General features: G+C 74.7%; 11 protein-coding genes. All 11 read right to left on the bottom strand.

Going from position 1 to position 13582, the window contains the following annotated elements; all coding sequences use genetic code 11:
• Nucleotides 1-133: 133 nt before the first annotated feature.
• The gene (locus tag C1708_RS00170; protein ID WP_106410739.1) at nucleotides 134-955 is read right to left on the bottom strand and encodes an AfsR/SARP family transcriptional regulator; all 822 of its coding nucleotides are present in this window, start codon (nucleotides 953-955) and stop codon (nucleotides 134-136) included.
• A 268-nt stretch (nucleotides 956-1223) separates the two neighbouring features.
• Nucleotides 1224-4514, bottom strand: a complete 3291-nt coding sequence (locus C1708_RS00165) for a condensation domain-containing protein (RefSeq protein WP_133169033.1) — start codon at nucleotides 4512-4514, stop codon at nucleotides 1224-1226.
• 272 nt (nucleotides 4515-4786) lie between these two features.
• The gene (locus tag C1708_RS00160; protein WP_106410737.1) at nucleotides 4787-5584 is read right to left on the bottom strand and encodes a 4'-phosphopantetheinyl transferase family protein; all 798 of its coding nucleotides are present in this window, start codon (nucleotides 5582-5584) and stop codon (nucleotides 4787-4789) included.
• 390 nt (nucleotides 5585-5974) lie between these two features.
• The gene (locus C1708_RS00155) at nucleotides 5975-6940 is read right to left on the bottom strand and encodes an aromatase/cyclase (protein ID WP_106410736.1); all 966 of its coding nucleotides are present in this window, start codon (nucleotides 6938-6940) and stop codon (nucleotides 5975-5977) included.
• Nucleotides 6941-7221: 281 nt separating this feature from the next.
• A complete protein-coding gene (locus C1708_RS00150) occupies nucleotides 7222-8031 on the bottom strand; it encodes a 4'-phosphopantetheinyl transferase family protein (protein ID WP_106410735.1) in 810 nt (269 codons plus the stop codon).
• Nucleotides 8028-8657 carry a hypothetical protein gene (locus C1708_RS00145; protein WP_106410734.1) on the bottom strand — a complete coding sequence of 210 codons (630 nt, stop codon included), beginning with the start codon at nucleotides 8655-8657 and terminating at the stop codon, nucleotides 8028-8030. The genes C1708_RS00150 and C1708_RS00145 overlap by 4 nt, the downstream gene beginning before the upstream one ends.
• Nucleotides 8658-8671: 14 nt before the next feature.
• Nucleotides 8672-9373, bottom strand: coding sequence for a phosphopantetheine-binding protein (locus C1708_RS00140; RefSeq protein ID WP_106410733.1), 702 nt, complete (start codon nucleotides 9371-9373; stop codon nucleotides 8672-8674).
• Between the two features lie 134 nt (nucleotides 9374-9507).
• A complete protein-coding gene (locus tag C1708_RS00135) occupies nucleotides 9508-10350 on the bottom strand; it encodes an AfsR/SARP family transcriptional regulator (protein WP_106410732.1) in 843 nt (280 codons plus the stop codon).
• Between the two features lie 327 nt (nucleotides 10351-10677).
• A complete protein-coding gene (locus C1708_RS00130; protein WP_241911119.1) occupies nucleotides 10678-11304 on the bottom strand; it encodes a ScbR family autoregulator-binding transcription factor in 627 nt (208 codons plus the stop codon).
• A 65-nt stretch (nucleotides 11305-11369) separates the two neighbouring features.
• Nucleotides 11370-12956 carry an acyl-CoA carboxylase subunit beta gene (locus C1708_RS00125; protein WP_106410731.1) on the bottom strand — a complete coding sequence of 529 codons (1587 nt, stop codon included), beginning with the start codon at nucleotides 12954-12956 and terminating at the stop codon, nucleotides 11370-11372.
• 113 nt (nucleotides 12957-13069) lie between these two features.
• Nucleotides 13070-13228, bottom strand: a complete 159-nt coding sequence (locus tag C1708_RS35920) for an acyl-CoA carboxylase epsilon subunit (RefSeq protein WP_353962650.1) — start codon at nucleotides 13226-13228, stop codon at nucleotides 13070-13072.
• Nucleotides 13229-13582: the final 354 nt, after the last annotated feature.

The raw sequence follows: 13582 nt of genomic DNA, 5'->3' as shown, positions 1-13582 counted from the left end.
GTGAAGGGAGGGCGCGTGGGCGGCGGTCCGCCGGGCGCGCCCGCGCCACCGTCCCCCGGGGCGGCCGGCGACGCCTCACCTGACGGGGATGACGTCCCGGACCACCACCGGGCGCCGGGGGCGCCGGGCGGGCTCAGGCTGCGAACAGGTCGAAGGTGGAGGTCTTCCTCGGCCCCGCGGCGACGTCCAGCAGCGGGTCCACGGTGAGCATGGCCTGGTGAAGCCGCTGGAGCTGGGGCGAAGGCTCCACACCGAGTTCCTCGACGAGGCGCAGCCGCAACCGCCGGTAGGACTCCAGTGCGGCGCCCTGCCGCCCCGCCCGGTACAGCGCCACCATGGCCTGCGAGTGCAGGCCCTCGTGGTGCGGGTGGCGAGCCGTCAGGTCGGCGAGTTCCGCGAGGAGTTCGCAGTGACGGGCGAGCTGGAGGTCGGCGTCTATCCGCCGCTCCACGGCCCCGAGTCTGCTCTCCTCCAACCGCATGACCTCGATCTCCAGGATCGGGCCGAGCCGTACGTCGACCAGCGCGCGCCCGTCCCACAGGTCCAGGGCCCTCCGGTAGCTCTCCGCCGCCGTCGCGGTCTCCCCCGCCTCGAACGCCGAGCGGCCCTCCGACACCAACCGCTCGTACTCGTGCACGTCGACGCTCTGCTCCGGAATCTGGAGCAGGTAGCCGCCGTGGCGGGTGGCGAGCACGTCCTTCGCCCCGGTCGGGGCGCCGGGCCCCATCGCCGTGCCCAGCCGCCGTCGCAGCTGGAGGATGTAGGTCTGCAGGGTGGTCAGCGCGCTCTGCGGGGGCTGGGTCCCCCACAACTCCTCCAGGAGCGTCTGCACCGGCACCACGCGCCCCGGGTAGAGCGCGAGCAGCGCCAGGATCTGCCGCGGCTTACCAGCCGTCGGAACGATCGAGCCCCCGTTGACCTCGGCGCCCAACGGACCCAGAACCTGAATCTTCATGTTCCCCTCCGCACCTCGTCGAGTTCCTCACGAATTCCGAACTACTGCTGGAAACGCACGCTAGTCCGGTCCCTGCCCGATCATGGGTTGCCTCGATCCCCCCTCCAGCGCTCTTCCAAGCGGCTCCCCACCCCGCGGACCACGGCTGCCGGAGGGGTGTCGCAGGAGTGCCGGAGGGATGACGGAGGGATGGCGGAGGACGGTTCGCGGACCGCTGGAGAAGCGACCGGAGCCCACCGCGCCACCGGGCCGGGCAGGACCGGTGGCGTCAGCGCCGGACCACCTCGTCCAGCAGGCGGGCCAGGTCCGACGCGGCTTCGTCGGTGCCGGTGTCGGCCGCCAGGACGACCAGCGGCGGGCGCACGCCGTCCGCCGCGAGCAGACGGGCCGTCTCGTAGGCGTCGGCGCCTCCGCCGGAGAACGCGCCGAGGACCAGCGGCTCCCCCTTCTCGGCGAGCCGGCGCAGGACGGCGTGCCAGCCCGCGGGGCCCTCGAGTGTGAGCCGCAGCAGGACCACCGACTCCGGGCCCGGGTAGAGGCGGGAGAGACGGGTGTACCAGGTGCGGGGGACCCCTGGTGACGGCACCAGGCAGACGGCGCCGCCCGTGCCGGGGCGCAGGGTGACGAAGGCCGGCCAGGAGGACGGCGTGGGCGGCAGCGCGTCGAGGAACTCGGCGACGGTGGTCGAGTCGTCCGCCTCGTAGGGCAGTTCCCGCAGCAGGCCGGCGCAGTGGGCGAGGAGTCCGGAGGCGTCCGCCAGCCGGGAGCGGTCGTGGCTGACCGAGAGGACCAGGCCGCCCGCCTCGTCGTGGTGCGAGGCGAGGGTGACCGGGAAGGCGGTCGCGGCGCCCACGGGCTCGGCGAACTCCATGCGGATGCCGTGGGCGGCGAAGGCGGGTTCCAGCCGCTCCAGGGGGTCGAGGCTGCTCTCGAAGACGAGCAGGCTGTCGCCGCCGGGACCGTCCCCGCCGTTGCCCCCGGACGAAGCCGGGCCGCCCGTCCAGCCGTGGATCTGGCCGGCCGAGACCCACTCGTACGAGGCGAGGTCGATGGCCTGGTCGCGCAGGGCGGCCAACAGGTTGGGGACGGTGGTGTCCGGGTCGACGTCGACCGAGACGGGCAGCGGATTGCGCAGCGCGCCCGGCAGGCGCTCCACCCCTTCCAGGGGGATGCCCCGCCCGGAAGCGGCGACGCTGAACCGGACCGGCAGCGGTCCGTCCGCCCCGGCGGCCCGGTAGAGCATCAGCGCCCAGGCGGCCTGGAGGGCGCCGCTCTCGGTGGCTCCCCACCGCCCGGCCCAGGCGGCGAGCCGGGCCGCCTCGGAGGAGGCCAGCCGCACCCGGGCCCGTCCGGTGCCGGCGCCCTCGGCGAGGAGCGGTGCCGTGGCATAGGCCGCCATCGAGCCGGCGGCCTCCGGCACCGGCGCGGCACGCAGCCAGAACTCCCGCGCGGGGGTGAGGTCCTGCTCGGCGAGCCAGCGGGCGTGGTCGCGTACGTCGGGGCGGCGGTCGCCGCCGGGAAGGGCGCCGTCTGCCAGGTAGGCGCGGTAGAACTCGGCGATCAGCAGGCGCACGCTCCAGGTGTCCAGCAGCGCCTGGTGGTAGGTGAGCAGGACCCGGGTGGCGGGGGTGCCGGAGCCGTCGCCGGGCGGACCGTCGAGCAGGGTCAGGCGCAGCGGCCCCGGGGAGCGCGGGTCGAGCCCCCGCCGCTGGTCGGCGGCGAGCGCCTCGGGCCAGGAGGCCCCGGGGTGGGCCATGCGCACCACCTCGGGCACGACCCGGTCGTGGACGGTGATGGCCGGATCACGGCCGTGGTCGAAGGAGGCGCGGAGCACGGCCTCCCGGTCGAAGACGGACTGCCAGGCGGCGGTGAAGCGGCCGGCGTCCAGCGGCCCGTGCCAGACCCAGGTGAGCTGTTCGATCTGACGGCCGGTGCCGGGGTGCGCGTCGGCGTCGGCGAGCAGTTCGCGCTGGAGGGGGCTGGCGGCGACGGAGGGCTGCCCGGGCCGCTCGCCCGGGACGTCCGCCAGTTCCTCCAGGACCGCCCGTACCGCGGTGAGGAGGGCGTCGACGGATTCGCCGGTGATCCCGTCGTGGACGGAGGGCAGCCAGTCGAGCCCGACGTGGAGGCGCCCCCCGCGCACCCGCGCACCGGCCTCGATCGCGTACGGCCCCGCGGTACGGGCCGGCCGGGGGGCGGGGCGGACGTCGGCCTCCGGGGTGAAGCGCACCAGGACGGGGACGAGTTCGCGCAGCACGAGGCGCAGCGCGGGATCGGCGGCGTGTTCGCGGCAGGCGCCGAAGGCGGCCCGGCCGACGGCGCCCAGGCTCCGCACGGCCCGCTCGGTGAACTCGTGGGCGTGCTGCTCGGGGGCGCCCTCGAGGAGGACGGGCTCGGTCTCGGCCAGCGGCCCGACGGTGCGGGCCAGGGCCGGGGCGCCCTGACGCCCGTCGGTGCACACGTCGAAGGAGGCGAGGCGGGCGCCGCGCCAGCGGATGAGGGCGAGGCCCAGGGCGCCGGTGAGGAGCTGGGCCGGGCGGAGCCCGAAGCGCCGGGCCACCGGGCCGGTCAGCCGTGCGGTGGCCGCGCGTCCCAGGGCGAAGCCGGGATGGCGTTCGGGCGCGGTGTCCGGCAGCGGGCTGCGGGAGCGGAAGGGGGCGGCGGCGGCGCGTCCTTCGGCGACCTCACGCCAGTGGTCGCACTCGCGGGGGTCGGTGGCGATCGCGGGCAGCGTGGCGACCCACTCCGGGTAGCGCACGGCCTCGGGGCCGAGTTCCTGCTCCGGTCGCGCGAGGGCAGCCCGGAGGTCGGCGAGGAGGATGTCGAGCGAGGTCTGGTCGGCGACGAGTTCGTGGGCGAGCAGTACGAGCCTGCGGCGTCCGCGCAGCAGGACGGCGTGGAGAGACCGCCGGGCGGAGGGGCGCAGGCCCCGGCCCGCCTCGGCGACGGCCTCGCGCTCGCGGCTGCGCGGCACGCCGTCGGCCACCGTGCAGACGGTGTCGGCGGCCAGCGGCGCGGCGTGGATGCCGCTGTCGGCCTCGGTGTCGACGCGGGCGGCGAGGAGCGGATGGGCCCGCGCGAGGGCGCGCAGGGCCGCTTCCACGGCGGCGGGGTCGAAGGGCTCGGTGGCGTCGAGGGTCCTGGACGGGTGGGGGGCGGTGGCCGTTCCGCGCCGCCGGGCCAGGTCGAGCTGGGCAGGGCCGAGCGGGACGGGCGGCCGGTCGCGGGCGGTGAGCAGGTCGGCGACGAGCCCTGCGGGGAAGGCGTCCGGCGTCTGCCCCGGGTCGCCGGAGCCGGCACGGGCGGGGCGTGGCTCCACGTGCAGGAGGTGGTGGTCGGGGCCGACCCGCTGGAGGCGGTGGCGCCAGGGCCGGACCCCCGGGGCGCGGGCGCCGGCGTGGTCGAGCGCTGCGGCGACCCGGCCCTCGGTCAGGGGGCCGCGCACGTCCAGGACGGGCGGGACGCGGAAAGGCGGCTCGCCGGGGTCGACGACGACCGTCGTGGCGGCGGTGGACCGTTCGGAGGTGGCGCGGTCGGAGGTGGCGCGGTCAGCGGTCATCGGCATCCCGGGGCGTGGCCCCTCCCCCTTTCACACAGCGAGACGCCGCACATGACGGTCGTCATGGCGGTCACCTGCGTCGCGGCTCCGGGGCGTTGTCCTGGACGGCTCACGGCGGTCTCCTCGCTCCGACGTCCGCAACGTGCTCAGCAGGCTAGCGGCGCGCGCGTGACATGCCCTTTTTCTCCAGTGGCCCTGAAGCGCGCCCCGTGCGGCTCTCAGCGGGAGCGCCGCACGGCGCGCGGGCCGGATCCTCCGGGCGGGAGCGTGGTTCAGCCGGGCGCGCAGGCGGGGGCGAGAGTGCGGCCGGGCGGCGCCGGGCGCGCGGGCGGCTGCGGAAGGGCGTCGTGGCGGGCGACGCTCAGCAGGTGGCTGCCGAGGACCCGGTGGGTGGAGAAGGCCCAGGCGCCGGGCCGGGCCGCCGTGTCGTCGGGGGCGAGCAGGCCGGTACCGCCGTCGTTCAGGGAGAACTCACTGAAGCCGAGCCGCAGCCCCTGGCCGAGCGCCTTGCTGTACGCCTCCTTGAGCGTCCAGAGCCTCAGCAGCTCACGTTCGCGGGCTCTGGGGGGCAGCGGCAGCAGGGAGCGCAGTTCGCCGGGGGCGCAGATGTGCCCGCTCAGCAGGTCGAAGTCGAGCCTGCGATCAGCCGGTTCGGTGTCGACCCCGATCCTGCCGACCCGGCTGACGCCGACCGCGATCAGCTCGTCGCTGTGGCTGAGGCTGACGTCGAGGTCGAGTCCGCGCAGGTAGGGCCGCCCGCTGAGCTGGTACGCGAGGTCCAGCTCCGCCGGGAGGCGGTCCAGCGCAGCGGCCGCGGCGTACTTGGTGACGAGCCGGGAGGCGGCGAAGCGGTGGCGGGTGGCAGGGTCGGCCGTGTGCCGGTAGCGCTGCCAGTCGTGGCCCAGCAGGGGGCGCAGCGCGGGGTCGGTGAGGGAGGTCGGGAACCATTCGCCCCAGGTGGTGTGCACCACGGCGCTCCCCCACACCGCCAGTGCGGTCCGCACCGGCTGCCAGGGACCCTCCGGCCCGCGTACGTGGACGGGGGGCGAGGTGCGCGTGGCGTCGCCCATGGATGTCCTTCCATTCGGTCGGTTCATCACGGACGCCGGTCCCCGCCCGCACCGACGAGCCTGGCCGGTTCCGCTCGGGGCCGGCTGGAGAGCCGGCGGAGGACCGGTCGGGGCCCGCTCGCCGCGGAGCGGGCGGCAGCCCGGGGCCTCGGCGCCGGGCCGCAGGTCATGGGTGGTGCCCGGTGCGGACGGGAAGCGATCGGCGGGCGGCCCTCCAGTGTTCCTCGTCCGGCCCGGGAGCGGACGGGAAGCCGGCCCGGAGCGGGTGCCGGACGCGGGACGTGACACCGGGGGCGGTGAAGGGGCAGGCTGGTGGGCGCCGGCAGGGCGTGCTCCGGACACCGCCTCCCGGAACACCGCACGCGCGGCGTCCGGCGGGCGCGCTCCGTCTCAGGAGAGGTGGATCACCTCGACGGCGTTCTCGGCGTGGCGGCGGGCGAGATCGAGGACGTCCAGGGCCTCACGGCCGAGTTCCGTGCGCAGGCGGCGGCGCGCACCGGGCAGGCCGGCGCCGGGTCCGAGGACCGGTTCGACCTCCTCCGCGCGGACCAGCACGGTCTGGTGGCACACCACCAGGACGCCTCTGGTGTCGGGCACCACCTGCCATTCGCCGGTGCGGGCGGCCACCATCGGCGGTGTCCGGGTCTGCTTGTGCACCAGGCGTCCGGCGTGCGGGAAGCACACCCGTACCGACTCGGTGGGCCGGACCACGCCGTCGGCGCCCCGGACGTCCATCGTCACGTGCTGGACGCCCGGTTCCTCCTCGGCCAGCTCGGTCCGCACCACGTGCGGCACCACGCCGGGCCACTCGCCCACGCGGTACAGGAAGTCGTAGACCAGCTCGGCCGGGCCCTTGACGCGGATCTCGTCCTGGAAGGAGAAGACCAGCCGGTCCAGCTCGGTCCACCGCTCGGCCAGTTCCCGCAGGCGCTCCAGCACCGCCGCATCGGCGGCGGCCAGCACGCGCCCGGTCCGCGCGGCCTCGCCGGGGAGGTCCGCGGGCACGGCGTACTCGTGGCGCAGCACCAGCCGGCAGGCGTGCGGGCCGCGTTCCTCCACGTGCCAGTCGCCGCGCATCATCCGGGCCGGAGCGGGCGCGGGGTCGTACCGGAAGTCGATGCGGCGGCGTTCGGGGTCCAGGACGCGGCGCGAGATCCAGCACCGCACGGCGCCGTCGACGGTGGCCCAGGCGCGGATGCGCTCCTCGTGGGTCTCGAAGTCCAGCAGCTCGACGTGGACGGCGGGCGGCAGGAACAGCGGCCAGCTCCCGGCGTCCGCGATCAGTCCGTAGACGACCCCGGCGGGGGCGGCGATCTCCGTCTCGTGCGCGATTCGGTGCACCCGCTCACCCGCCATGGCGGCTCTCTCCTCCGGCTCGTCGGTACGCGCGCGGGAGCGTGCGCTCCCGTCCTCGGTTCCTTCGGTCCGGCGGTCCGCCGACGACCGGGGGAAACGGGGGTACCGGCGGCGCGGGCGCGAACGAGCCCCCGTGCCCGGGTGTTGCGACGGCGATCACCATGGCGGTTGCTCCCCTGCGGCTCGTCGGTACAAGCACCGTCGGCCGGAGCGCTGGAGGGAGCGTCGAGAACGGCTCGAGAGGGCCCCGGGCGCCCGCCGGCGGACCGGCGGGCCTCCCGTCAGAAGGCCCCCGGCAGCGGGGCGGCGCACGGGACGGTCAGGGTCCTCGGGGACGACCTGGCCCACGGGAAGCCGTGGTGCAGTTCGAGGACAGGCGTCTCGTCCTCGCCCGCCATGAGGGCGACGGCGGCCAGGACCCCGGGCACCGGCTCCAGTTCGACGAACCGCCATCGCTGGGAGAGGTCGTCGTCCGGTGGCCGGAAACCGCGCACGCCGCGGTCCTCGTCCAGCTGGAAGGAGAAGCTGTCGAAGGAGAGCCCCAGCCCCAGTCCGCGCGCCTTGGAGTAGGCCTCCTTCAGCGTCCACAGCCGCAGGACCCGCACGTCGCGGGCGCGGCCGGGCGGTGCCTGGGCGACCCAGTCCCGCTCCTCGGCGGCGAAGGCGTGGACGACTCCGTCGAGGCCCTGTTCCCCCCGGTCGAGCCGCTCGACGTCCACGCCGATGCGGTGACGGCGCACCACGCCGAGCAGGTTGTGGCCGCCCGCGTGCGAGAGGTTGAAGTCGAGTTCGCGTCCGCCGCGCGGCAGCCCGCCGGCCGGTTTCTGGAGGAAAGGCCGCCCGCGCGAGGAGCGCCAGATGACGGCCTCGCTCTCGGGGATGCCGCTCTCCAGCGCCAGCACCCGCCGCACCATGACGTGCGAGACGACGTACTGGCGGCGGTCGCGCTCGAAGAGGAACTGCCCGGCGCTCTCCCGCTCCTGCTCGTCCAGCCACTGGGCGGCGAGAGTGGTGGCCAGGCCGGGCGCGAGCTGGTCGTTGGGGCAGAACCACAAGGTGACCGGCGCCGCGGGCTCCACGGCAGCGGTCATCCTTCCCGCTCCCCCTCGCCCCGCCGCCGGCGCAAGGACACCGAGGAGGGCAGCGCCGGCGCGGTGGCCCGGCGGCCGTCCCCGGCCTCCGGTGCCGACCGGTCCGCCGGGACCCCCGGGAGCCACCGGGCGGTGCACCGCTCGGCGTGGCCGCCCCGCCGGAGCACGGTGAGGCGGGCGAGGGCGGGACCGGCCTCGTCGGGCCGGGTCAGCGGACGCCGCGCTCCGGCGGCCGGGTGCCGCGGGGTGGGAGCGGACAGCGGCATGGCGCGGGTGCGCCCGGCGCGGTCCGCGGCCGGTGCGCCGGGGCGCGCGGCGGCCGCGGGGCTCTCCGGCGGGGCGGAGACGTCGAGGAGGGTGCCGGCCCTCGCCCTGGCGCCGTGGCCGTCACCGGTGTCCGGGGCGAGCGCGACGAGGGCGTGCCGCGGCCGCTGCCCGCGGCGGGCGGCGGAGCTCTCGGGTACGGGCGCGGTCCGGCCGTGCCGCAGTCGCGGGACGGCCGTGGTCAGGGCGGTGTCGCCGGCGGCGGCCCCCGTCCGGCGGCGGGCGGACTCCCGCGCCCCCCGCAGGCCGACGGGCACCGGCGCGGGCCCCGTCGTCGGCGGGTCCGTCTCTCGTACGTCCATGGTCCGGTTCCGCCTCAGCCTCGTCGCGGCAGCAGGGCGAGGGCCTGGTCGATGGTGAGCAGGTTGTCGCGGACCGCGTCCAGCAGCACCCCGGCGTCCATCGGCTCGGGCTCGGCCGTGAGCGCGGCGACGTGCGCGGCCAGGGCGGCGAGGGTCGGATGGGTGCCGAGGACGGAGGCGTGCTCGCCGGTCCCGTAGATTCGGTTGACGGTCGCCACGAACTCCGAGGCGAGGACGGAGTCGAGGCCCATCGCGGCGAACGAGGCGTTGGGGTCGACCTCCCAGGGGTCGCAGCGCACCAGCCGCGCGAGCTCTTCCCGCAGGACGCCCAGCACCTCGCTCCCGGCCCGCCGTCCGGCCGGAGGCGGCACGGACACGGTGCGGCCCCGGGCGGGGGCGCCCCCGGTCGGCCCGGGCAGCGGGGCGGCCCGCTCGGGGTGCAGTTCGCGGGCGATGTGCCGGGCGAAGGCGGCGGGGGTCGCGTGGTCGAAGAGAGCGGGCGCCTTGACGTCGGTGCCGCAGCGGGCGTTGACGCTCGCCACGAACTCCACGGCCTGCAGCGAGCCGAGCCCCAGAAAGCGGAACGACTGCCGGGCGTCGATCTGCTCCGGTTCGAGCATGAGGATGCCGGCGAGCACGTCGACGACGTCGGTCAGGGGGTCGGCCTGGGGCGCGGAGGGCGCCGCCGGGGCGAAGGGCTGGAGGTCACTGGACATGGAGGCTGCTCCAAGGAGGTTCGTCCGGACGGCCGGTGGGACCGGGTCGTCGTAGGCGCTGTCGGGGCACCGGGGCCGCCGGGGGCGCGACCGGCCGGGGGCGCGACCGGCCGGGGGCGGCGGCCGCCGTGCCGTCAGCCCACCCGGACCGCTCGGTCCGCGCCGTGGGCGGCGGCCGCGGCGTCCTGGGCGGCGGCCGTCTCGGGTCCGGCCATCAGGACGGACCGCTGCAGCCGCCGCAGCGCTGCCGAGGGCTCCAGTCCCAGCTCGCGGACGAGGGCCCGGCGCAGGCGCTGGTAGGTCTCCAAAGCCTCGGTGCGCCGGCCGGAGCGGTGCAGCGCCAGCATGAACTGGCCGTGCAGGGTCTCGTGCGTGGGGTACCGGCTGACCAGGACGGACAGCTCTCCCAGGAGTTCACGGTGGCGCCCCAGCCGGAGGTCGGCGTCGATGCGCTGATCGAGGGCGCAGAGCCGGGTCTCCTCCAGTCGCCGCACCTCCATCGAGAGCAGGGCGCCGGTCTGCACGTCGGCGAGGGCGGCGCCGCTCCACAGGGAGAGGGCGCCGCGCAGGTGGCGAGCGGCGGCGGGGAAGTCACCGGCGTCCATGGCGCGGTATCCGGTGCCGGCCAGCAGCTCGAACTCGCGGACGTCGCACTGGCCGCCGGAGGTGTTGAGCAGGTAGCCGCCCGGCATGGTGACGAGGACGTCCTTGGCCGAGCGGGGAGGTGCGTCCGCCGGGTCCCGTTGCAGGGCCGCGCCGATCAGCTCGCGCAGTTGCAGCACGTAGGTCTGGAGGGTGGCGCGGGCGCTGCGCGGCGGCTGGGCGCCCCAGAGCTCCTCGGTGAGGGTCGCCACGGAGACGACCTGGTCGGCGCGGAACGCCAGCATGGCCAGGACCTGACGCGGCTTCGGCGCCGTCGGCGTGATCGAGACCCCGTTCTCGCGGACGCACAGTCCGCCCAGTACAGAGATGTCCATGGCGTCTCTCCCCCTATGCACGCGTCAGTGATCGGTTCACCGGCCCTGGCAACCCGAGTGCTCCTGGGCACTCCGAGTAAAAAACAGCGCGGTTGGTTTGTCAATATAAAACCGTCCGCGCTGTTTTATTCGTCCCGCTCCGACCCGTCCTCACCTGCGGTTCCAGCATCCGAAGATGCCTCCCCCAGAAGACGCGGCACCCCGCACCGACCCCGGCGAGCGGGCCCGGACCCCACCCGCGCACGGAAAAACAGCACGACCGGTCTTCAGACCTGCCGTGCTGTGGCGTCGCCCGCCGGGCCTCCGTCGTACCGCCGCTGCCGCGCCTCAGCCGGATCGCTCGGCCGCCTCCCCGGCGAGCAGTCTCGTCGCGTCGCCCTCTGCGGCCATCCGAGGCAGCACCAGTTCCCAGAAGCAGGCCACCCGCCCCTCCGAGAGCCACTGCGGATCGCGGGCCCCCAGCACCTCGAACCCCACCATGGCCGCCACGACGGCCGGCGCCAGCCGCTCGGAGGAGACCCCTTCGGCCAGCAGCCCCTCCCGCTCGGCCCGCGCCAGCGTGTTCTCGATCCACTCCCGCCACTGCCGCCGCAACTCCCCGTCGCGGCCCCGCGACGGGTCGGCGCACAGCTCGAAACCGGCCCGCACCACGCTGTCGTCGGCGATCCGGCCCATCAGACCGTACGTGGCGTTCACCAGCGCCTGAAGGGCGTCGCCCGTGGTCTCGGCGAGGTCGGTCATCCGGGCCACCGAGGCCGCCGCCTCCTGCTGGACCGCGTCGGCCAGCGCCTTCTTGTTCTCAAAATGAAAATGGAGGGCGCCGTTGCTCACCCCGGCACGGTGACTGATCGCGGAGAGCGAGGCGAGTGCGAACCCCTCCGAGGCGAACACCTCGGCCGCGGCCCGCACCAGCGCCCGTCGAGTGCGGGCCGCTCTCTCCTGCTTGACCATCATGTGCCTCCTGGCGGAGGGGCCGCGGGCGGCATTGCTCGTGACCGCGCCACCCCCTGTTCCGTTGCTTACTGGGGTGGATTGCCGTGCTTGCGGGAGGGCAGGTCGGCGTGCTTGGTGCGGAGCATCGCCAGGGACCCGATGAGCACCTCGCGGGTCTCGACGGGGTCGATGACGTCGTCGACGAGGCCGCGCTCGGCCGCGTAGTACGGGTGCATCAGCTCGGACCTGTACTCCTTGACCATGCGGGCCCGCATGGCCTCGGGGTCCTCGGCCTCGGCGATCTGACGGCGGAAGATGACGTTCGCCGCGCCCTCCGCGCCCATCACCGCGATCTCGTTCGTCGGCCAGGCGTAGGTGAGGTCGGCGCCGATGGACTGGCTGTCCATGACGATGTACGCGCCGCCGTACGCCTTGCGCAGGATCAGCGAGATCCGCGGCACGGTGGCGTTGCAGTACGCGTACAGCAGCTTCGCGCCGTGGCGGATGATGCCGCCGTGCTCCTGGTCCACGCCCGGCAGGAAGCCGGGCACGTCCAGGAAGGTCAGGATCGGGATGTTGAACGCGTCGCACATCTGCACGAAGCGGGCGGCCTTCTCCGAGGCCTCGATGTCCAGGACGCCGGCCAGGGCCTGCGGCTGGTTGGCGACGATGCCGACGACCTGGCCGTCCATCCGCGCGAGCGCGCAGATGATGTTCCGCGCCCACCGCTCGTGGACCTCGAGGTACTCGCCGTCGTCGACGACCTCCTCGATCACCTTCGCCATGTCGTACGGGCGGTTCCCCTCCACGGGGACGAGATCGAGGAGCGTGTCGCCGCGACGGTCCACCGGGTCGCCGCAGGGCACGCGGGGCGGGTTCTCCCGGTTGTTCCGCGGGAGCAGGGAGAGGAGGTAGCGGACCTCGGCGAGGCAGGTCTCCTCGTCGTCGTAGGCGAAGTGGCACACGCCGGACGTCTCGGCGTGCACGTCCGCGCCGCCCAGGCCGTTCTGCGTGATCTCCTCACCGGTCACCGCCTTGACCACGTCGGGTCCGGTGATGAACATCTGCGAGGTCTCACGGACCATGAACACGAAGTCCGTCAGGGCGGGGCTGTAGGCCGCACCGCCCGCGCACGGGCCCAGCATCACACTGATCTGCGGGATGACACCCGAGGCCTTGGTGTTGCGCTGGAAGATCCCGCCGTACCCCGCGAGCGCGGACACGCCCTCCTGGATCCGGGCGCCCGCACCGTCGTTGAGCGACACCAGCGGCGCACCGGCCGCGATGGCCATGTCCATGATCTTGTGGATCTTCGTGGCGTGCGCCTCGCCCAGCGCACCGCCGAAGATCCGGAAGTCATGGGCGTAGACGAAGACCGTCCGCCCCTCCACCGTCCCCCAGCCGGTGACCACACCGTCGGTGTACGGCTTCTTCTCCTCCAGACCGAAGCCGGTCGCCCGGTGCCGGCGCAACTGCTCCACCTCACGGAACGACCCCGCGTCCAGCAGCAGTTCGATGCGCTCCCGCGCGGTCAGCTTCCCCTTGGCGTGCTGCGCCCGGGTCGCCTTTTCACTCGGGCCCCGCTCGGCCCGCTCGCGCAGGGCACGGAGCTCGGCCACGCGGCCACGGACGCCGCTCGGCCTCGACTCGGTCGACACCGAGGCACAGGTCATTGCCATGTCAGTCCCTTCCTGGGACAAGGCCGAGGAAGTCCCACCTCGAGCCCACCGCCAGCAGAATAACAAACCGCACACGCGGTTTCTTGTGCTGAGCTGGAAAGCTCTGCTCAGCGCCAGCCGCCGGGGGCCACATAGCCCCCCGTCGGCCTCCACCAGAGCGGCGTTTCGGCCGATGACACCCCTACCGGGCCGCCACTCCTGCACAAGGCGAGCAACACCGCGGCCAGAGCGGCCAGTTCGTCTTCCCGAACCTCGCCCCTCTCCACCCGGAACAGGGACTCTCCACCCTCCACCCCACTGCCCCCCTCACCCGGTAGGTCCTGGGGAAACGGTCGGCCCGGCCGGTCGAGAGCCGCTAAGGAACCACTGGAGAGACCTGCAACCCGGCGGACGCCCGCCTCGGATGTTCCCCCGCCGTCCGCCCGGCGTTCCCTCACCTTCGACCACAGGGCGCCGAAAAGTGGGAAGTTTGCCCTTTCCTGACAGACGCCCCCTCCGCATGGAGGCGGTCGCTCCGCTTCTCGGCCCCTCAGAGGCACCGGAGAACCTAGTAATTAAACCGGGTGGTATGTATCTTTCCGAGGGATGGAGCACGGCCTTCGCGACAAGTCCCAGCCAGT

The organism is Streptomyces sp. DH-12 (assembly GCF_002899455.1).
Lineage (GTDB): Bacteria > Actinomycetota > Actinomycetes > Streptomycetales > Streptomycetaceae > Streptomyces.
The sequence above is the reverse complement of the archived record's forward strand: the minus strand, read 5'-3'. Positions and strand labels throughout refer to the sequence as shown.